Source organism: Brevibacillus sp. 7WMA2, assembly GCF_010748895.1.
In the GTDB taxonomy this organism is placed as follows: domain Bacteria; phylum Bacillota; class Bacilli; order Brevibacillales; family Brevibacillaceae; genus Brevibacillus_B; species Brevibacillus_B halotolerans.
This window is the reverse complement of record NZ_CP048799.1, coordinates 1,101,444-1,122,697: the sequence shown is the minus strand read 5'-3', so window position 1 is coordinate 1,122,697 and position 21,254 is coordinate 1,101,444. Positions and strand designations below refer to the sequence as shown.

16 protein-coding genes are annotated in these 21,254 nt (G+C 39.4%); 10 read left to right on the top strand and 6 right to left on the bottom strand.

Annotation, left to right across the window (positions count from 1 at the left end; all coding sequences use genetic code 11):
• Nucleotides 1-2: 2 nt before the first annotated feature.
• Complete coding sequence (locus tag GOP56_RS04505) at nucleotides 3-4,664, bottom strand: type I polyketide synthase (RefSeq protein WP_163244637.1); 4,662 nt, start codon at nucleotides 4,662-4,664, stop codon at nucleotides 3-5.
• A gap of 6 nt (nucleotides 4,665-4,670) precedes the next feature.
• Entirely contained in the window at nucleotides 4,671-7,952 is a 3,282-nt protein-coding gene (locus GOP56_RS04500) for a non-ribosomal peptide synthetase (protein WP_163244636.1), read from the bottom strand.
• 360 nt (nucleotides 7,953-8,312) lie between these two features.
• Here GOP56_RS04500 and GOP56_RS04495 point away from each other — a divergent pair, with 360 nt between their 5' ends.
• From GOP56_RS04495 to GOP56_RS04480, 4 genes are all read left to right on the top strand, one after another.
• On the top strand, nucleotides 8,313-8,831 hold the full coding sequence (locus tag GOP56_RS04495) for a hypothetical protein (protein ID WP_003337573.1): 519 nt from the start codon (nucleotides 8,313-8,315) through the stop codon (nucleotides 8,829-8,831).
• Nucleotides 8,832-9,241: 410 nt separating this feature from the next.
• Nucleotides 9,242-9,949: an iron-sulfur cluster repair di-iron protein gene (gene ric, locus GOP56_RS04490; RefSeq protein WP_121474237.1), complete on the top strand. Its 708-nt coding sequence runs from the start codon at nucleotides 9,242-9,244 to the stop codon at nucleotides 9,947-9,949.
• A 220-nt stretch (nucleotides 9,950-10,169) separates the two neighbouring features.
• Nucleotides 10,170-10,859, top strand: a complete 690-nt coding sequence (locus GOP56_RS04485) for a Crp/Fnr family transcriptional regulator (protein ID WP_121474236.1) — start codon at nucleotides 10,170-10,172, stop codon at nucleotides 10,857-10,859.
• 306 nt (nucleotides 10,860-11,165) lie between these two features.
• Entirely contained in the window at nucleotides 11,166-12,395 is a 1,230-nt protein-coding gene (locus GOP56_RS04480) for a DUF438 domain-containing protein (protein WP_163244635.1), read from the top strand.
• A 471-nt stretch (nucleotides 12,396-12,866) separates the two neighbouring features.
• Here GOP56_RS04480 and fabZ read toward each other — a convergent pair whose 3' ends face one another.
• Both fabZ and shc read right to left on the bottom strand, forming a co-directional pair.
• A complete protein-coding gene (gene fabZ / locus GOP56_RS04475; protein WP_163246803.1) occupies nucleotides 12,867-13,292 on the bottom strand; it encodes a 3-hydroxyacyl-ACP dehydratase FabZ in 426 nt (141 codons plus the stop codon).
• Between the two features lie 747 nt (nucleotides 13,293-14,039).
• Entirely contained in the window at nucleotides 14,040-15,932 is a 1,893-nt protein-coding gene (shc, locus tag GOP56_RS04470) for a squalene--hopene cyclase (protein WP_163244634.1), read from the bottom strand.
• A 95-nt stretch (nucleotides 15,933-16,027) separates the two neighbouring features.
• Here shc and GOP56_RS04465 point away from each other — a divergent pair, with 95 nt between their 5' ends.
• The 5 genes from GOP56_RS04465 (at nucleotide 16,028) to GOP56_RS04445 (ending at nucleotide 20,083) form a co-directional block, all read left to right on the top strand.
• Complete coding sequence (locus GOP56_RS04465) at nucleotides 16,028-17,215, top strand: DUF2515 domain-containing protein (RefSeq protein ID WP_163244633.1); 1,188 nt, start codon at nucleotides 16,028-16,030, stop codon at nucleotides 17,213-17,215.
• Nucleotides 17,136-17,615 carry a CBO0543 family protein gene (locus GOP56_RS04460; RefSeq protein ID WP_338120865.1) on the top strand — a complete coding sequence of 160 codons (480 nt, stop codon included), beginning with the start codon at nucleotides 17,136-17,138 and terminating at the stop codon, nucleotides 17,613-17,615. Before GOP56_RS04465 ends, GOP56_RS04460 begins: the two co-directional genes overlap by 80 nt.
• Before the next feature lie 527 nt (nucleotides 17,616-18,142).
• On the top strand, nucleotides 18,143-18,952 hold the full coding sequence (locus GOP56_RS04455; RefSeq protein WP_096885679.1) for a TrmB family transcriptional regulator: 810 nt from the start codon (nucleotides 18,143-18,145) through the stop codon (nucleotides 18,950-18,952).
• A gap of 79 nt (nucleotides 18,953-19,031) precedes the next feature.
• On the top strand, nucleotides 19,032-19,760 hold the full coding sequence (locus tag GOP56_RS04450; RefSeq protein ID WP_022586542.1) for an AzlC family ABC transporter permease: 729 nt from the start codon (nucleotides 19,032-19,034) through the stop codon (nucleotides 19,758-19,760).
• The gene (locus GOP56_RS04445; RefSeq protein WP_068793064.1) at nucleotides 19,751-20,083 is read left to right on the top strand and encodes an AzlD domain-containing protein; all 333 of its coding nucleotides are present in this window, start codon (nucleotides 19,751-19,753) and stop codon (nucleotides 20,081-20,083) included. Before GOP56_RS04450 ends, GOP56_RS04445 begins: the two co-directional genes overlap by 10 nt.
• A 163-nt stretch (nucleotides 20,084-20,246) precedes the next feature.
• Here GOP56_RS04445 and GOP56_RS04440 read toward each other — a convergent pair whose 3' ends face one another.
• Complete coding sequence (locus tag GOP56_RS04440; protein ID WP_022586544.1) at nucleotides 20,247-20,513, bottom strand: hypothetical protein; 267 nt, start codon at nucleotides 20,511-20,513, stop codon at nucleotides 20,247-20,249.
• A 168-nt stretch (nucleotides 20,514-20,681) separates the two neighbouring features.
• Here GOP56_RS04440 and GOP56_RS04435 point away from each other — a divergent pair, with 168 nt between their 5' ends.
• On the top strand, nucleotides 20,682-20,882 hold the full coding sequence (locus GOP56_RS04435) for a hypothetical protein (RefSeq protein WP_041752139.1): 201 nt from the start codon (nucleotides 20,682-20,684) through the stop codon (nucleotides 20,880-20,882).
• A gap of 166 nt (nucleotides 20,883-21,048) precedes the next feature.
• Here the strand turns inward: GOP56_RS04435 and GOP56_RS04430 are convergent, their stop codons facing one another.
• Nucleotides 21,049-21,243 carry a hypothetical protein gene (locus GOP56_RS04430; RefSeq protein ID WP_163244632.1) on the bottom strand — a complete coding sequence of 65 codons (195 nt, stop codon included), beginning with the start codon at nucleotides 21,241-21,243 and terminating at the stop codon, nucleotides 21,049-21,051.
• Nucleotides 21,244-21,254 lie beyond the last annotated feature (11 nt).

The following is a 21,254-nucleotide window of genomic DNA, read 5'->3' as shown; positions in this document are numbered from 1 at the left end:
CTTTATACTTCGTTAACAAGCTTGAGTGACAGCTCCTCTGGTGACATTTTCTCGATTTCGCTCAGCATACGCTCGATCTCATCCATCTCCTCTTGCCCGATCTGAGACATCGTTATCGCTTGAGCTAACTCAACAATAGTTGGAGATTGGAAAAGAATATCCATCGGTATATCGTTATAGAACGTATTTCTCAAACGTGTAACAAGCTGAATGGATAGTAGAGAGTTACCACCTAGTTCAAAAAAGTTAGCTTTCGTACTGATTGCAGGGATACCAAATAGATCTTGCCAAATATCCGCTATTTTTCTTTCTGTCTCATCACGTGGTGCAACATATGTATCAGCTGCTTGCTTGCGATGATCATTAGCACGGTGAGAATAAGTGCTTGATTGTAAGGTATCGTATTGATTGAATTCATGAATCGCAGAATGAATGTCCTGTGTAGAAACAATCACTTGAGAGTAGTCGCTTGTAAGAATACGGTTCATGACATGGGTGCCTTCTTTGGCTGTAATTCCGTATTGTTCTTGCAATTGTTCCATATGCAACTGCATCTCTAATGGCATCCCTGTCTGGCTACGAATCCAATTATCGTTTTTCCACATGCCCCAGTTAATCGCAATCGTAGGTATTCCTTTTGCAGTTTGATACCTCGCGAATGTATCCAAAAAGACATTTGCTACACAATTGTCCATTTGACCTACCCCGCCTGTAAGTGAGAATGTACGCGAGAATAGCAGCATAAACTCTATGTTCATATGATCAATAAGCTTTTCTAAGACGAGTGGGCCATACACTTGCTGTGCAATGTTTTGATAGCAGGAATCTTTACTTTTCAAAGGAATAAAGCCAGAGCTAAACCGTTCTGCTGCATAAACGATACCTGTAATCCTTCCCACGCTATCTTCCGCTAAACGAATCACCTGTCTCATTTCCTCTTCGTCTGTTAAATGAGCTGAGTGATAACGTACCTGTTCACAATTTTGCTGAAGGAGACGGATTCGTTTGATTTTACTCGCAATCTCGTCCTCTGCATCATGAGCTTGCAGGTAGCTGTCCCATTGCTCCATAACTGGAAAATCCGGGTCGCCTATTAAAATTAGGGAAGCTTTTACTGAGTTGGCTATCTCTTCACTTACCGACAATCCTATTTCCTGAGTCGCACCTGTAATCAGGTATATGCCTTTATCACGGAAAGAAGGAGAATAGGAGTGGGATTTCTTCTCTAGTAATCTTGTTTGTTCAAATTTTTGCACAAATCGGTGAGTGCCGCGAATAGCGACCATAAAATCAGAAGTAGTACTCAAAATCTCATCCAAAACTTTTTTGAGCAAGCGATCTGATTTTTTAGGTAACATATCTGTCAGTTGAACATCAATATAACGTGTTTTTATCTGTGGATATTCTTGTGCTATGACACGTAGAGGTCCGAGTATGGTTGATCGTACTGGCATAAGAATCTCTTCATTGGATATTTCCTGGAGATTATTCGACAATGCTATGATTTCCATTTTTTGTTGGAAAGCATATATTCCTAATTGTTTAGCGATGTATAGCATGCTGTATAAACCATAATGCTCTAACTGTTCATCCCCCTGCTCTGATTCTTGCTCGTCTGTATGCTGAATGCTCCACATGTGAATAATTTTATCTGGCAATAAATTGTCCATATCCAATGTTTTAAACAACTCTTGGTAGGATTCTTCACTCATGATATCGATGGTAAAAACTTTTTCATCAATTTTAGAAAATGTCTGACCAGGAACGACAGTCACTACCTCAAGCCCGAGCCTTTCAGCATAACCCCCTACTTGCTTGCCTAAGCCTTGCTTATCTTGAAAAATCAACCATCTTTGATTGGTAGTAACGTTTTCTGCGTCTTCGATAGAGTAAGCTGTGCCCGATTGATTCCACACAGGAATATAGAACCAATCAGCCATTTCCCTTCTCTTTTGATCGAGTGCATCGACGTGATTACTTATTGGATTCTCCTTTTTCTCTAGGAAGTAAGTCTTTCTTTCAAAAGGGTACGTTGGAAGATGAACGCGACGAGCGTTTTCATGATTCCCTAAAGCAGACTGATCCATCTCTACTCCGTGGCACCACAAGCCCGCAACCGCTAATCGTAAGCTAGCCATGTCTGAGTGTTCCTTTTTCGCCGATGGAAGGGTAGTGATGGTGATCACTTGTTGAGCCTGGTGCGTTTCTCTATGCTGTCGTACAAGAGAGACAAGCGACTGGCCCGGTCCTACCTCCATAAAAATGCAATTTGGCTCTTCCATCAGAGTGCGGACTCCTGTAGAGAAGTGAACAGTCTCTCTGAGATGTTTTTGCCAATAAAGAGGGTCTGTTGCTTGTGAAGCAGTAATTTTTTCCCCTGTAAGATTAGAAATGTACGGTATTAGCGGTTCATGGAAGGTCTTCTGCTGAAGCGCTTCATAAAACTCTTCTAGCATAGGCTCCATCATCATCGAATGATAAGCATGAGAGGTAATCAATCGTTTCGATGTAATGCCTTTTTCCTCCATTACCTTCTCTAGGCTACAAATATCTGCATATGTACCTGCAATAACAGTAGATATCGGACTATTCACAGCTGCTATTGAAAGCTCTCCACCATGTTCCTGCAATAATTCACGAACCTGTAAATCTCCTAGTGAAACTGCTAGCATTACGCCTTTCTCCATCTTTTGCATCAAGACACCTCGTGTTGAAACCAAAGACAGAGCGTCTTCCAATGACAGTACGCTGGAAAGGCAAGCTGCGACATACTCGCCAATACTGTGGCCGATCATGGCATGTGGGCGAACACCCCATGATTCCAACAATTTGGCTATAGCGTATTCAATGATAAAAAGCGCAGGTTGGGCATAGATGGTTTGTTGTAATTGTTCTTTTGCTTGTTCTTCCAGCTCTTTAGCTGGATACATCAACTCACGTATATCCATGCCAATGTGTTTTGTTACTTGTAGGGCGCAATAATCTATTGTTTCTCTAAATATTTTCTCGGTCTCATATAGCTCTCGCCCCATATTCACATATTGAGAGCCTTGACCCGAAAACATGAATACGACGGAAGGACTTTGGACCACTTTTCCTTCTACGATCAGTTCCTTTGAGGTGCCCTGGTAGTGAGCAAAGGGAATAAACTCGTTTTGGAAAAGCATTTTCGCAGATGTCGCTTCACGAGCAATCACAGCGCTTCGATGAGAAAACTCCTTTCTTCCTGCTTGGAGCGTATATGCGACATCCCCTAGATTTGCCTCCGGATTTTTGTCAAAGAATTCAGCTAGATTTTCTTTTGCCTGCATAAGGGCAGCTGGTGTCTTGGCAGAGAGAGGCAGTACATTCCACTCACTAGATGAAACCACTTCTCTTTTCGCAGATACAGGTGCCTCTTCTAGGATTACATGTGCATTTGTTCCCCCTATGCCAAACGAGCTGACTCCGGCACGGCGAGGATAGTCACCCGTCTTCCACTCTGTAAGCTGCGTATTTACATAAAAGGGACTTTGTTCAAAGTCGATCTGCCGATTAGCTTCTACAAAATGCAGACTTGGAGGGATTTGTTTATGGGAAAGAGCCAGCACTGTTTTAATTAAGCCTGTTACTCCTGATGCATTATCAAGATGTCCAATATTGGTTTTTACAGACCCTATCGCACAATAGCCGGTCTTGGATGTATGCTCACGATACGCCTCTGTTAGTGCCGCTATTTCAATAGGATCTCCAAGTGTTGTACCTGTTCCATGTGCCTCTATGTAGCTAATCGTTTCTGGATTCATATCAGCAATGCTAAGAGCTTCTTTGATTACCTCAGCTTGATGAGTAATGCTTGGAGCTGTAAAGCCCACCTTTTGCTTACCGTCATTATTAATAGCGGTTCCCCTTACAACTGCTAGGATATGATCGTTGTCAGCCAAAGCGTCCTCTAAACGTTTAAGCAAAACAACTCCGATCCCATTGCCAATTACTGTTCCTTGGGCATTCGAATCGAAGGCACGGCAATGCCCGTCTGGGGACAAAATGCTGCCTTCTTGTAATTCAAGATCATTACTTTGATCTGCCTTAACTGATACTCCACCTGCTAAAGCCATGTCGCATTCGTATGTCAGTAAGCTTTGGCATGCCATATGTACGCTTACCAAGGAGCTAGAGCAAGCTGTCTGCACTGCTATACTAGGACCCTTTAAATCTAGCTTGTATGATACACGCGTTGAAAGAAAATCAGGTTGTGTACCAAGCATGATCTGAAAGCTTCCAAGCGAATCTACAATTGCAGGATGACTATGGACATGAGCTAAGTATCCGGATTGTCCACTGCCTGCGTAAACCCCAATTCTCCCACTATACTTCTCCGGATCATACCCTGCATGCTCCAAGGCCTCATATGCTGTTTCGAGGAACAAGCGTTGCTGAGGATCAGTGATCTCTGCTTCCCGTGGAGTCATTTCAAAAAACGCTGCATCGAATTCGGCCATATTTTCCAAAATACCCATTGCTGGGATCTTTTTTTCATTTTTCGGCTCAAAAAAATGAATGGATTCTTTCCCTTGACGAAGGTTTTGCCAAAATTCCTCTATGTTACTAGCACCCGGGAATCTCCCTGACATACCGATAATGGCAATGGAGGATTGCATATCCTCGCTTATCAACTCATGCATCTTTTTTTACCTCCCACGTTTTCTGATCTGTTTTTGTTTCTGCATTGCTTCCTTACGTTTTAAAGCTATTTCTCTATTTACAGTCACCGTTGGCACACTGCTCAACTCCTGACTCAGTCTATGTGCCAATGTATGGATGGTGGGGTAACGAAACATATCAATAACCGGCAATTCTCTTCTGAATATTTCATTAATTTCTTGATGAACATGAAGTAATCGATAGGAATCTCCGCCAATATGGAAAAAATGATCATGAATTCCCACCTGTTCAACACCTAGTGCCTGTTGCCAAATTTTTGTCAACGTTCTTTCTATTTCTGAGATAGGAGCCAGATTTGCCGTCTGCTCGTCTTTACTGTTGGACGGATTTGTTTCAATAAAATTAATTTTTTTGCGATTAATTTTGCCATTTGGAGTTAATGGAATATTATCGAGTAACCTGATTGCGTTTGGTATCATAAAGAAAGGAAGCTTTCCCTGTAAAAATTCTCGCAATTCTTTTTCTAGAGAAAGAGAAGCTCCTTCTTCTTGAGAAATAGGCACAACATATGCGACTAATTTCTTTCCGTACTTCTCATCATCTTCTACTACTGTCACGCACTGTTTGACTACTGGATGCTCACATAAAACATGTTCGATTTCTCTGATTTCAATTCGATGCCCGCGTATCTTCACCTGATCATCAATTCGACCTACGTATGCAATACGTCCATTCGGTAAAAATCGAGCTAAATCTCCAGTGCGATAAAGTCGAATCGCCCCTTGCCCAAGCTCTTCAAACTCAAGATAGATGAATCTTTCTCTAGTCAAGTCCTCTCGATTCAAATATCCACGTGCCAAACCAGCACCACCGATATACACCTCACCAATCACGCCAACAGGAACAGGCTGCTGGTTTTCATCTAATATAAATATTTTTGCATTTGAAATAGGCTGTCCAATGTCCGGTGGTACCGGGTTGTTCAGCTCTTCTTGTCTATTTGAACATACATACTCGCCACTAGTTGTACATACCGTTGCTTCCGTAGGTCCGTACGAATTAAAAAAACGACGGTTTTTCCCCCAACGAATGGCAACAGTAGCAGGACAAACTTCTCCACCTACCTCCAAGGTTTGAAGATGCGAAAGCTCTGCATCAGGAAGGATAGCCATTACCGAGGTTGGGACTGATGCTATAGTAATTCTTTTCTCATGCAACCAATCAATCAATTGTTTGCCTGGAAATAAGCGTTCCTTCGTATCCATGCATATTGTACCGCCGCTAGCAAGTGTCGGAATAATTTCACAGACTGAGGCGTCAAAGCTAAAGGAACAGAATTGTACCATCCTGGTTTCAGGCGATAATTTATGCAAATCGCGTCTTGCAAAGATTAAATTACTGAGACTTTTGTGTTCAATCATGACACCCTTTGGCCTGCCAGTCGAACCAGAGGTATAGATGACGTAAGCCAAATCATTCGGATGGGGAGAACATAGTGTTTCCAAGTGACTTTTTACTCTTGGAGCGCGCTCTATGTCCGCTACAAACTGCAAAACGTCGATCCTCTCTCCCAAAAAGCCAATATTCGATAGAGCAAACTCCCCCGTTGTAAGCAAAATAGATGCGGCACTATCCTTTAGCATGTACGCAATTCGTTCCGGTGGGTAATCAGGGTCAATAGGCAGATAAGCAGCACCAGCTTTACTTACAGCCAGCAGGCTGACAATCATCTCGATGCTACGCGGAACCATGATCGCGATTATGCTTTCTCTCCCAACTTTTTCTCGTAATGTATGTGCCATACAAGTAGACAACTCATCTAATTCCTGATAGCTTAGTGCCTTCTCCCCAAACTCTACCGCAGGATGCTCTGGTATCTTACTTACCTGTTCTGCAAATAAATCGACAAAGGTTTTCTCTAGCGGAAATTCCTTTTCTGTTCGATTCCAATCAACTAAAATCTTTGTTTTTTCTTCTACTGAAAGCAGGTCCAATTCTTTGATACACTTCTTCGGGTCTCTTAAAGCACTTTCAATGATTGTTCGGTACCGCTCGCTCCATTCCCTAATCTCTTCTTGAGTAAATATCTCCAGATGGTGATCAAAATCGAGCTGATAGCTTTTCATCTCACGTCGATCTTTAATATGTAGAACTAACTCCTGTGCCTCGTATCCACTGAATTGTATGTCAGATGTATAACGTAAATCATCCTGCATATCGAATTCTAACACCTGAAATTCCATTGCTATTGAAAAGAGCTGCTGGACGTCTGGGTGCTGCTCTCTCACCTTGGACAATAATGTTTGATAGGGATATTTCTGATGCCGTAACATCTGCCTTTGCTGTTTCGCGATCTCTTGACAATGGCTAACAAAATCCAAATCAGGATTTATCAAATGGCGAAACGGGAGCGTGCTTGCAAACATCCCAAATGAATGTTTATCACGAGCATTTGAGCGATTGCTAATAATATGTCCTACGGTAACATCTTTCTTACCCGTGATCCGGTAGAGGTATAAGTAGAAGGTACCTAGAAAAAATACATTAGGGCTGATCCCATATGTATCACAAAAGCATTCAATTTGATTACGAAGATCATGTTGTATGAACAGGCTATGTCGTCCACTAGCGATATTGCGAGACAACTCATCTTGATCACTAAGACTTACTAATTCTGGAGCCTTTTCGAACTGACTACTCCAATAGGCCTCATCCAATGAAAAGCGCCTAGACTCTAGATATTCCCTTTCTCTATCGAGCATCTCTATATAGGAAGGCTTTACTTGCTTCTCCCGCTCTTCCCCTTTGGCTAGCTGCTGATAGCAAGCAACGATTTCTTTAATGGCATATAGCATGGCTACACCATCAGCGATCAGATGACTGAATTTCATATAGAGAATTGTCTCGGTATCTGTTTTTTGTAATATGGAAAAGTAATACAATGGCCCTTGCGAGAAGGAAAAAGGCTGTTTCGTGGTTTGACTAAGCCATTCTTGAATTGCCTGCTCTCTCTGTTCATGAAAACGAAAATCAATTATGGGTATACTTGGATGGGTGTCTTCGGAAATCATTTGCATGGGAAACTTATTTGTATCGGATTGGCTGAAGATCGTTGTGAGGCGAATTGAGTCATTTTCACTAATAAAATGATGAATTGCTTTAATCAAAAAATCATGTTGTAGGCTTGAAGAAAAAGCAAACGAAGTAGCTAGATTCGTTGCCCCTACATTTGGATAGATATTTTCCACAAACCAAATTCGCTTTTGGGCATTGGTCAATGGATAGGACGGAACTGCTTCTACGTGCATAAATGCTGCCCTCCCATATGTAAAATTTTAACGACACGACACAAAAACTTACCTCCACATAAAAAAGAAGCATTGTATAAAAACTTATCCTTTATACAACGAACTATAGATAACTATTTAGTAAGTAACACATGGCGAAAAGATTTTTAGGCATTCCTCCTGTAGTCATAAAAGATAGATTTTTAGGTATATATTTATTATTTAACCAATACTTTACTAAATTATCCTAATTCCGCCTTGAAATGTCAATCAAATCTGAATATTTTTATTACATATAAATTTTAAAGAAATAAAAGGATTGAATACCAATTTATAGAAATGAATATATGTTTCTACATTTCATTCAAGGAGAGGGTTCAAATGAAAAAAAGTCTTGCCGCTCTGATGGTCAGCACACTTTTAGCCAGCATGTATTTTTCTCCAGCTTATGCTGCAACAAAAGCAACAGGAGTTGACTCCAAATCGATTACAAATGTAAAATCATTGGATGCAACGGTTTCCGATCCGAATCGATTCAACGGTTTACGTGTTAAGGTAGTCGATGAACCTACCGTATTTCTTATTATGGATGGAAAGAAAAGAGGAATTGTTAGCGAGGCCGTGTACTTCAGATTATTCCGTTCATGGGATGGCATTCAATCATTCTTATCACTTGATGGCATCCCTGATGGACCCGTTATTAACGAAAATACACAATTGATCAAATATCAAAACAACCCAACGGTATATTTAATAGATCATGAGAACGGAAGAACTGTGAAACGCGGCTTTGTTAGCGAGGCGGCATTTAACAAATACAGCTTTGATTGGAACAAAATAATTACGCTTCCCGATTCCTTGCAAAATACCATTCCTGATGGTACTCCAATCACCCATTAAAAGTTACGTTTAATAGCCTGAAAAACACCTCTTACCGTAGTTGCTTGTCTTTCCTGTGTGACGGACTGCCACCTTTAAGAGGTGTTTTTATGTTATGTAACAGATTGGGACACAGCCATTTAGTCTCTTTTGAGTATCGTAAGAAATCCCTTACTTCTGCCCTTCGCCTACAAGCAAAGCATCACCCCAAAATACCCCCTGGTTCTCTAAAAGCTCTCCAGCTAAAATACGTTCACCTACTACCTATTTTTTAATACGTACTTTATCTTCCCTTTATAAAATGAATGGATGTTTAAAACAAGTGATGACAAAATTAACACATTTTAAGTGATTGAAATCACGACATAAATTTAAAATTATTCATATTCTTAATCCAGATACAAAATTTTAAACTTTATGGAGGCATTCATATGGAACATACATTTACCGAGTCTTCTATTATTGGTGAGATTGTAACAAAATTTCCAAAGGCAAGCGACCTTTTCAAATTATATAAAATAGATTTTTGCTGCGGTGGTAATAGACCCCTTATTGACGCTATTCAAGAAAGAAATTTATTGGCTGATGAGGTGATAACAAAATTAAACACCCTGTATCATGATACAAAGCTTTTAAATGAATCTGTAATTGATTGGACAACTGCCTCGTATAGCGAATTAATTGACTATATTGTGAATAAACATCATCGTTACTTAAATGAAGAGTTGCCACAGTTAAGCCCTTATGTAACAAAAGTGCTACGCGTTCATGGATCGCAACAACCACATTTAGCTCGAATTCATACGTTATTTCATGAGTTAAAAACAGAATTGGAACAGCATTTAATAAAAGAGGAGACTGAGGATTTCCCATTGATTTTAGCATTTGAGCAGCATGCAACAGATGAAAATTATACAAAACTCTGCAAGGTAGTGGAAGAATTGGAGAATGAGCATAGCCACGCCGGCAATATTATCAAAGAGCTTCGTACCATTACAAATGACTTTACCCCACCAGAAGGAGCTTGCGGTACTTATCGTCTGGTCTACCAACGCCTTGAGGCACTTGAAGCCGATTTATTCCAGCATATCCATCTAGAAAATAATGTGTTGTTCCCACGTGCAATAGCACGAACCTAAGCCTCTTCCTAAGAAATGGGACATGAGTAAAAAGTCACTCATATCCCATTTCTTCTATATTTTATGGGTTGAGTATAAGATTTCAGGAAGCATGCAATGTCCCAATTTGCAAATACAATGGCAAAACCCTCTAACCTTCCTTCTAGACCATCTTTTGCTACATGTAGCCATTGATATTATATAGAAAGAATATGCCTAGATTGGGTAAGGAGTTGTCTATATGAAAGAAGATTTAATTCAGAAGCATGTGCGAAGTATCCCCCTTTTTAACGAACTTTTGGATGAAGAGCTTCAAACTATAGTGGATATTTCTCAGGTTCGAACGTATAAAGCAAGGTCTTTTGTATTTTTACAGGGTGATTCACTTGATCGTATATTTTTTATCCATTCGGGTAAGGTGAAAATTCAAAAAACAGATAAAACCGGAAGAGAACAGATTGTTTCTGTACTCCAAGCTGGAGAAATGTTTCCGCATGCGGGATTCTTCCAAAAAGGTACTTTCCCAGCAAATGCCGAGATACTAGAGCTTGCAGAATTAGTTGTTATACCAATCGTTGATTTTGAGAATGTTTTACTTCAGTATCCTCGATTATGTATTACATTGTTTAAAACTCTAGAAGAAAAGATTGTGGATCTCCAGAATAGATTAGAGGAAAAAATTCTTCATGATACCTATGAACAAATTATTATGCTATTGCTTCGCTTATGTAAATCAAATGGCATCCAGATTCAGGATAAATACAAAATAACGACTCAATTTACGAATCGTGAACTCGCGAGTATGATTGGCACTTCTCGGGAAACAATTAACCGCACAATTAATCGATTAAAAAGAAAAAAGCTGATTGATATTGATGAAAACGGATTCTTTATTCTGACTCCAGAAAGATTGCAGGAAGAAATCGCATAATGGAAACCTCTCCCGCCTAATCTTTCAAAATAAGAAGTTCATCATTCAAGTTTGATTAGCTGCATCTTTTCATAGCCTAAGTGCTATCCCCTATCAGCTTCCTTACACAAATTCTAGTAAAGCCTTCAAAAAGTTTGTGATTTCACTCACAAACTTTTCATTCTCTCTATGCTACACTTTCATTGAGAATTACTATCACTTATTGTTAAAAGTGAGCAAACTGGCAAATTGATGGTTTTAGGTAAATAGATCGCGTTGGTTCTTTATCAAATGATAAGCACAAGCAAATAGTAAAGGAGAATTCCTATGAGTGAAATAATTAATAATCGTGAACAAAAAAGCATGAACTCATTTGAAAGGCAAGCTATCTTAAAAAAAATTATAAAAAATCTCCATCAAGGGAAAAGTGTAGAAGATGTGAAGGCTCAATTTGAAGAAGCTGTTGGGAATATTACGGTTGCAGAAATTTCTCAATTAGAACAAGCTCTCATGGAGGAAGAAGGAATTCCAGTTGAAGAGGTACAGCGCTTATGCTCGGTTCATGCTGCCATTTTTAAAGGTTCCATTGAGGAAATCCATAGATCAGACAAACCAGAAGACCAACCTGGCCATCCGATTCATACCTTTAAGCTTGAGAATAAAGAAATAAATCATCTTGTGAACTTCAAACTGAAGCAGCATTATGAGCATTTTGAAAAAGAAGATAAGAAAGAAAACGTCTATTTGCTTATGGAAGATTTAAATCTGTTGCTGGATATCGATAAACATTACAGCCGAAAAGAGAATTTACTTTTCCCTTTCTTAGAGAAGTATGGCATTTATGGGCCAACAAAAGTCATGTGGGGCGTCGATGATGGTATTCGCAATAGCATTAAAAATGTTAAACAAAAATTAACAAACTACAATGGAGACAAAAAAGCAGTCTTAGATGGCCTTTCTTTTGTTATCCGCGAAGTCAATGAAATGATTTTTAAAGAGGAAAATATCTTATTTCCTATGGCATTACAAAATCTTACGGAAGACGAATGGATTAAAATTGCTCATGAAAGTGATGAGATTGGCTTTTGCTTGACAAGTCCTGCCGGTGTATGGAAGCCTGAAAGACAAGCTATCGCACAACAGTCTATATCTGAAGGTTTTATTCGTATGGAAACAGGCATTCTCTCTTTAAAGCAATTAGAGATGCTCATGAATCACTTGCCCGTGGATATTACATTCATTGATCAGGATGATGTGGTACGTTACTTCTCCCATGGAAAAGAGCGGATTTTTGCTCGCACGAAAGCAGTAATAGGCAGAACAGTTCAAAACTGCCATCCTCCGAAAAGTGTTCATATCGTTGAAAAACTCTTAGAAGATTTTAAAGCTGGTAATAAAGATTGTGAAGATTTCTGGATTAAGTTTCAGGACAAATATGTATACATTCGCTATTTCGCTATAAGAAGTGAAGATGGTGAATATATGGGCACCCTTGAGTTTACACAAAATATTAGTCCTATTCAAGAAATTGAAGGCGAAAAACGAATACTCTCCTAAGCTTGGGATTGTCATGAATTACCTTGACCGTTTTCGAAGGAGGTTGAATCCTAGCCTGTATAGCGATTCAACCTCCCTCAGCGGTTCAGGCTATTGACTCATTCTTAGGCAATTAAAAATAAATAGTGGTTCGAGTTTGTGAGAGCTTTTTTATGATCATATTCTATATTTTTGAACGCGTTATTGCTCCAGAAAATAATGAGGATTCCCGATTTAGTAGCTATGGTACCTCTCTTATGGGCTTGTAACCAGACTACTTTTAAAGATTATCTTTACTTCATTTAAATTTAGTTTACATAACAATTATTACGTTAATTTGAACTTTACCTACCTCCTATGGTCTTCTGAATACTTTCGCTTTACATGCGGAAATAACGTTCAAACTTATTTTATGCGCAACAGAATCCTGCCCAATACGAAATAAAAGAATAGTTTATTCCATATCTCTTTCTTCAATTTAATCAGTGTCTTTTAATCCCCAAATGCAAATATTATTTCCGCTTCACAAGCTAGTTTTCCATCAACTGTAGCAATACCTTTGCCTTTCCCAATAGCACCTTTTAATCGAGTAATCTCAATCTCTAGACGAATCTGGTCTCCAGGTTTTACTTGATGTTTAAAACGACAATGATCTATACCGGCTAAAAGCCCTAAGCGCCCTTTATTTTCTTCCTTTGTCAGCATCACAATGGCTCCTACCTGAGCTAATGCCTCTATAATTAACACACCTGGCATAATCGGATCATTCGGAAAATGTCCTGTAAAAAATTCCTCATTCGCTGTAACATTTTTTATACCAACTGCTCTCTTCCCTTTTTCTAACTCCAATATCCTATCCACTAAAAGAAATGGATAACGATGTCTAATAACATCCATAATCTGTTGAGTATCTACCATCATTATTCCCCCTGAATAATTGCCGATTATCACAATTTTATCACTTCATACTAATAGTTAGTACTATAAAATGGTAGCTCTCACCTACTCTCGCTAATGATTTTAGACCGTTCCATAGTAATTTTTGATTGCTGTATAACAAATCTACCTTATCACAAAAAAGAAATGAATGTTTGGTCAGCACTTATTTGTGAAAATGCTTAAAATACCCAATGGTAGTAGGGATGGTTTTTCATTCGTGGAAAGTTATTTATAAAGATTCTCCTTGAATACTGTTTCTTAATTAGCATTCAGCAAATCAAATTAATTATATTGCATTATAGCCAACACGGGGCATGAAGCTAGTTTGACCTGTTTCAACAATTTGAACCTAATCGAAAGGTTGTAATCCTCCCCTCGGACCTTCTTCTTGGAATGGAGTTTTTTTTATCTAGGACCGGGCGGCTCCGGAACGAAAGGTTGCCCTCTTAGTTTAAATGTAGCAAATGATTTGGGTACATAAATCCCTGTCAATAACACCCTTTTTCACAAAAATAAAAGAGCAGTCGTAATCTGCTCTTTATTCGGTGCAACTTCCCTGATGTTACTTAAATGAGGGTGGGATCTCTAAGTGAACCGTTGATTCTCCTATCAAGATTGAATTTCATTTGTAGTATAAGCCTCAGCAAAACCATAAAATGTCCATTTTCATCCAGAGTGTAAACCTTATCCATATATCCTTGTGAAACAAAAAACATAAAGAGATATTTAATATTTCTTTTTATAATTACCTAAAGCAAGCAAAGGCCAAATGTACCGGTAGCTGTGGTAGTGAAAGTAAAAACCGCCGGGTAATCCTCCTCCTGTCGGATAGGATAGCGTCCAGTCCTGATTTTTTTCGGAATCAATTAAAAATTGAATTCCACGTTCAATCGCCGGAATTGGCTTTTGGAACACTGAAATGAGGGCATCCACTCCCCACGCGGTTTGAGAAGGTGTACTGGCACCTAAAGAAACATATGTTTTAACAATATCGCTCTTACATGACTCTCCCCACCCCCCGTCTTCATTCTGGATTTTTAATAACCACTGTACAGCTTTCTGAATTGCAGGATGTTCAGAAGAGACTCCGACAGCCATTAGGCCGGTAATAGCGGCCCATGTGCCGTAAATGTAAGAAATGCCCCATCGCCCGTACCAAGAGCCATTGGCTTCTTGATTGCTTAGAAGCCACTTCACCCCCTTTTGAATCTGGGGATGGCCGATGGTAAATCCTGCATTGTTGCCGAGAAACTCCAAAGTCCTACCTGTTAAATCTGCCGTAGAAGGGTCTGTACTAACTGCGTCTGCCGCATCGAAGGGAAGCCAATTTCCTATTCTTTTATCCGTATTTTTCTCAAATGCCGGCCAGCCTCCATCGGCATTTTGCATCGATAACAGCCAATTGAGACCTCGATCCCATGAATGGTGGAAGGTCGGGTCTGTTTCTCTTAAATTGCCTATTGCTCTTAATGCAGCCGTTGTGTCATCGACGTCGGGATTGATAGTATTGATATCGGAAAAACCCCATCCCCCTGGTAAAACAAAAGGATTTTTCATCATCCAATCACCATATTTATGATGCTGGCGAGAGAGTAAATAGCGGCCAGCGCTTTGAATTGTAGGCTCAGATGCAGAAACCCCGGTTCCTTGCATAGCATGAGCCAATAAAGCGGTATTCCAGACCGTTGATGTCGCAATCTGAATATGTAAATGTCCATTGGTCAGGCAAGTCATTGCTTTCAGCCCTGAAATCGCACGGGTGATCACTGGATGATTGGCCGAATATCCAAGGGATAGTAGAGCGAATATCATAAGAAACGTGGAAGTGAAATAGCTGTACAAGGTTCCATCCGGTTCAATTCTTTCCAGTATATAGCGTTCAGCCTGACGTAGCGCCATATTATGGATTTGCGACGGAAGGTAAGGAAGATTCTTGAAACCATCCAAGATTGTGTTAAGAAACGCACGGTATTGATGGGATCGTTGATTTGTCAGATAGGGATGGTTGCCCAATGCTGTTGGAAGGTCGTTTTTTCGAAGATCGGACATGTCTGGTGTTCTTTTTGTTTTCATTACGAACTTGCGGTCTGCAACGACCAATATGGGTGCGATGTGTACTCTAGCATATCCGACAAAATCGAAAAAATTGATGGGGAGCCAGTGCGGCAGCAGGATGATTTCAACCGGGATTTGAAAGTATCCCGACCAAGGATACTGCCCTGTCAAGGCAAGAAGGAGTTTTGTTAGCATACTTGCCTCCGAAATTCCGCCTTTGGTTAATATAAACTTCTTTGCTAATTGCATGTGCTCATCCGTTTTCCGGCTGTACCCTGAAAAAAGCAAGGCATAGTATGCTTCAATGGTTGCAGACAAATTTCCTTCCTCTTCATCATGAAACAGCTTCCAGGCTCCGTTTTTCTCCTGCCTTATAGTAATGCGATCAGCCAAACTTCTAATTAACTCCTCGTCATCAATCATCAAGGTCCGTAATAGGATTATCATATATGCATCGGTTAGTGGTCCGCTTTCCAAACAATAACGCCAGGCGCCGTCAACTGATTGAGCTTTTTGCAATAGATGGATTATGCGTTTAATTTCTAATTCAGCTTTTTCTTTCATATTTCAAACATACCTTTCTAAAACCCAAGTGTAATGCCTATATCCACTCTATTCACTTTTAGACAAAGGGTTCTTTACAAGGGAGAGGAAAAAGTATGGGAATCCGGATTCTGAAGAAGAATTTTGACTGGTTTAAACAAAGTCAATTTCCGCCTCTTCTTAAAATAAACAAAAAATTGAAGAAGAGATTGAAAGAAGTCAACAAGCCTCTCATGAAAGAAGCGGAATTACCCGAACAAGATCAAATATTGATTCGTCAAATTAAAGAATCCACACGCCAGCTAAACTTGAACAATGTAACGCGGACTACGGCGTATTTTGACTACTATCGAAAACATCCAGAGATACACTGGGCCTTGTTGGGTCACATGGTGTCGCGAAATGGCGGCTGGAATATGACGGATTTGAAGGGAGAGCTTCTGTCCAAATTACTTTCCGACGCGGAACAGAACGATTATTTCCTGTTTCTGGAGCGCGGCAATTGGTTGATTTTCCAAGATGTCTATCCTCAATTACTGCTGTATGAGGAAAGTTTGAAAAGAGAGACGAGCTTGTTCTATCTGCTTTCTTTTTTTCATGTATCCATCTTTATGGAGGTTATGTGGGATCATTTCTGGAAGAATGGAGACCGCTATCTTCTGGCGATTGCCCTAGTCATCAACGAGCAGAGCTATCTGGAAAAAAGGGTGATACAGAATCCCCATTATCAAAAAACGGTTCTGGAAACGAAAGAGTTCAAAGTTCAGGATTTATTGAGTTTAAATCAAATTCTTTTCCCATGTTGTAACATTATGAACAGGGTTCCCGGTCAGGTACCTGACCTTATCGGACAAACGCTTCATCATTTTGCTTCCCTTCAAGAACGCATATTATTGGGTAAACGATTATATTCAGTGCTTTTTGGCTCTTCTGAAATTCTACAGGGCGTAATAAACTGGGCGGCAGATCATCCACATACGGGTTCCCGTAAAGATTACTGGCCCCATCTGTTTAACGACGTAAACGAATCTGTGCCATCTACGCCTAGAACTCCCTATAAGAGGCGAACGGATGATTGTCAATTGAAAGCTGGAGCTAATCGATTATTCAGCCCAAAATTACAGTACGCTTGGAAAAATATAGAGCATGGTGAAGCGGAAATCGAGGATTGGTTTGAGGATTGGAAAATCTTAACCTACTTTATCAATCAAGAAAAAAACGTAAATGGGGAGATCTATCATAAATACTGTAAAACACTGGAGAAAATCGAACTTGCGGTCATGGCCAAAACAGCCATCTTTTAGAGAGAAACTTAAATCTTATGTTCCAACAATGATATTTGTTTCTTGGTTGGGAACTTATCTGGATCTCATCTTCGTGGAGAAGCAATTGTATTCTTTTCCAGTGCGGCCGTTTTCCGATATTTTTAAAATCAATATTATGTTTACTCTGTGTATATTGCCGATTGTTACAGCTATCTTTCTGCATTGCTTGCAGTCGATGAACTCATGGCAAAGAAAGGGACTCATCCTGTTTTCCGGCATAATAGCGGCAGGAATTGAACAGATATCGGAACAACTGGGATTGTTTGCCCACAGCAGCGAATGGCAGCATTTTTATTCCTTTTTCGGTTATATCTTATTTATGTGGCTTGTTTGGAAATTTCATCTATGGATCATTCATTTATCAGAAGAAGCCCCTTAACAATATTTTTTCAAAAAAAAGGAACCAATGAGTTGAAAGCTTTCTCGATTTTGGTACCGTTTGGATACTGGACATGTACGGTATCCCCTGCTGTGGATGTATCGTAGGTGCCTATAGAAACAAGGATATAAATACCCCTGCCATTAATTAATATAATAGTAGGGGTATTTATGTAACTCATTTATAATAAAACTGGCAACAGATGGAGTTTATTCCTTTGAATATAACGAATAATTTGATGAAAATAATTTTAGATATCAATCCATGCTAGTGGTTAAAGTGAAGCTTACCAATGCACTAGAATCTCCACTAGCATCATAATCTTACGAATAATCAAAATTATCGAGTATCGTTTCTAATACAATTGAAGAATGATACGAAAATATAGCATCAAAATGGTGAAGATTTTCTTTTAAACAAATGGGGCAGTTTAGTTGAAGATAAGGAACTAGGATTAGTAAATAGCTTTGACAGAAAATTCATTTTGAATTATAGTAAGTACTACACTAACTACTAAAGGAGTTATCATGGAAGAACTTTACAAAGAACTTCAGAAATGGGGCTTTTCGCAATATGAATGTAAAGCATATATCGGACTTTTAAAAAATTACCCCATAACAGGATATGAAATAAGTAAAAGATCAGGTGTACCTCGTTCAACGATCTATGAAGTATTGGCAAAATTAATAGATAAAGGTGCGGTTTATGTAGTACCTTCTGACCCTGTGACCTATGCACCCTTACCGGCAAAAGAATTAATCCGCCGATTGCGTAATAACTTCGAAAATTCTATGGATTATCTTGAAAAGAATTTATCTGCTTTAGAAAGTGAACAGGAAGTAGATGTCATTCGACGCATCAGCAGTGATGAATATGTTGATGCCGAAATGATTGACATGATAGATAAAGCAGAAGAAGAACTATGGTTGTCTATTTGGGAACCACAGGTCTCTTGTATAAAAAGTGCTATAGATAGGCGTGTAAATGATGAAATCCATGTTTTTTCTATTCTTTTTGGAGCACCTGAGATTCAGCTTGGTGTAACTACTCACCACAATTACATGGCTCCAGAAGTAGCTGAGGAACGTATGAATGGTCGATTAACGATTGTTGCGCGCGACAATAAAGAAGTATTAATTGCAAATTTTTCTCCAAATACACCTGCATGGGCGATAAAAACAGAAGATCCAGCACTTGTATTGATCGCAATGGAATACATTAGGCATGACATTATGTTTTCAGAATTAGTTAAAGAAATTGGTCCAGAGAAAACAGAAGCTCTCTGGAAAAACGACCCTAACCTATTTCATGTTGTTACTGGAAAACGGTTCAAATAACTTGAACCGTATTTTCTTTCATTTTTTCATAGTAGTTAGTGTGTTAGCTTCTAATTTCCAAAAATAAGGAGGGAATGAAATGAGCCTATCGAACGTCCAAATGAATTCGTCTCAGAGGTATGAAGATAGCTTTATCAAAGGAGTAAAAGATTGTATCCCTACATTACTGGGTTATTTAAGTATCGGAATAGCTGCTGGTGTTATTCAAAAGGCTGCAGGACTTAGCATAGCTGAGATAGCTCTGATCAGTTTAATTCTCTATGCTGGCTCAGCTCAGTTTATTGCTGCAGGAATGATGGCAACAGGTAGTTCTCTTACTGCCATTATTATTACTATTTTATTTGTAAATCTTCGTCATATTTTACTTAGTGCAGCCCTAGCACCTTATTTTCGGCATCTTTCTCCACTTAGGAACATGCTAGTAGGTTCTCTCCTCACCGATGAGACATTCGGTGTCGCTATTAGTGAGACTGCGAAAAAAAACCAAATCAGTGAAAAATGGATGCATGGTCTCAACATAACAGCTTATCTAAATTGGTTTGTTGCTAATTTAGCAGGAGCATTTTTGGCGCAATGGATTTCAAATCCTGAAAAATTCGGTCTAGAATTTGCCTTGCCAGCCATGTTTATTGGAATTCTGATACTAACAATGTTAGGACGAAGTAAAATCAAACTTGATATAGTTGTCGCAATTATAGCAGTTGTCATTGCTGTGGGAAGTACTTTCTTGTTGTCCAGCAGTATGGGTGTTATTGTTGCTACAATTATTGCTTCAACTATAGGAATGGTGGTGGAAAAATGGAAATAAGATGGGAAGTTTTTTTGATTATTCTAGGGTCAGCTTTTGTAACGTTCATTCCAAGGGTCGTTCCCCTTATGGTACTAAGTCGTTTCGAATTACCAGAATGGGGAATGCGATGGTTAAATTATGTCCCCATTTCTGTTATAGCTGCTTTGATTGGTCAAGAGATATTTATACATGATGGAAAGATTGCATCCCTTACAAATAACATTGAATTTTTAGCAGCCATACCGACTTTTTATATTGCGATAAAAACACGTAGTTTACTGGGAACCGTACTGGGAGGTATTATTTCCATTATAATTTTACGCTTTTTGTTTCAAATCTAAATACTTTATTTGGGCAAGTGCTATGCATATTTCGTTCCCACAGATAAATACATGCCCAATAATGATCGAAATGGTCAGCCAGCAAGACTAGGGATTCGTCCATCTAGAAGAAGTCCTGCTCTCCACAAAGGTTTAAGCAGGACCATCCTCTTTTACATTCTACCTACAAATTCTTGGCTATATGCGGCTTGCTGTAATGGCTCGTTCCGCCGCCGCCAACCAATACTCGTCCGCCCTTGTTGAAAATGAGCAGCTTGCTCGAACCGTTAGTTAACAAGACGGTCACTTTCGCCCGATTGGCTGTTGCAATATAGATCACGTAGCCGCTTTTTGACACAATGGTTCTCCATTTCCGGTCGAACTCGGATCTGGCGACACGGTTGGAATAGACTTGGTTCTCGACTTTGCGGGTTGCTGTTTTTTTGAGCATGCAGAATGTCACCTCCCGTCAGTATCATCATATGCATGCCCTGCTGATTGGAATGGACAATTATCAAGGCTTGGCAAGCCTGTTTTGTTTGCATTGACTCTAAAACCGGATTATGATAACAGTAAACACAGCACTACCGAAGCCGTACATCACAAAGGAGTGAATTAAATGGCAAAGAGCAGCGCACGCAAGCACCGGGATAAAATGATCCGCGAAGGGAAACGGAATCCCGAACTTAACAGGAGCATTTTTGCCCTTGTCGATATGACCCAGCGTCGAACGAAAACAAAAGCGGAAAAATTGAAACAGAAAAAGCATAAAAGACCGTTATCCTTTCAAAGTGATGATGGTCTTTTTTCTGCGGTTTGATCTACGCAATCCGCTCTACTAATCTTGTAGCTAACGCCACCAAGTTAAAAATCACTTTTTAAATATTCTGGCGATGAAAGGTGACGCTAGGCGGAAGGCACATACCAATAAACAAGAACCTCAACACAATGATTAGCCGTATCGTGAGGAAATTCTTTAGCTCCTCTTATTTTTGGGTTGCTGAAAAATTATTTTTTATTGGTTGGGTATAATCCCAACTTATCAATCTAATATTGTATTTTTTAATCAATTCATCTTCTTGTATACTACCATTCGCACCACTTCCATCTTGATACTGTTCTGAAAACGAAGCATTTGGAAAACCATGTTCATATCCGTTACCACGTTCATAATCACCCATATAATACCAAG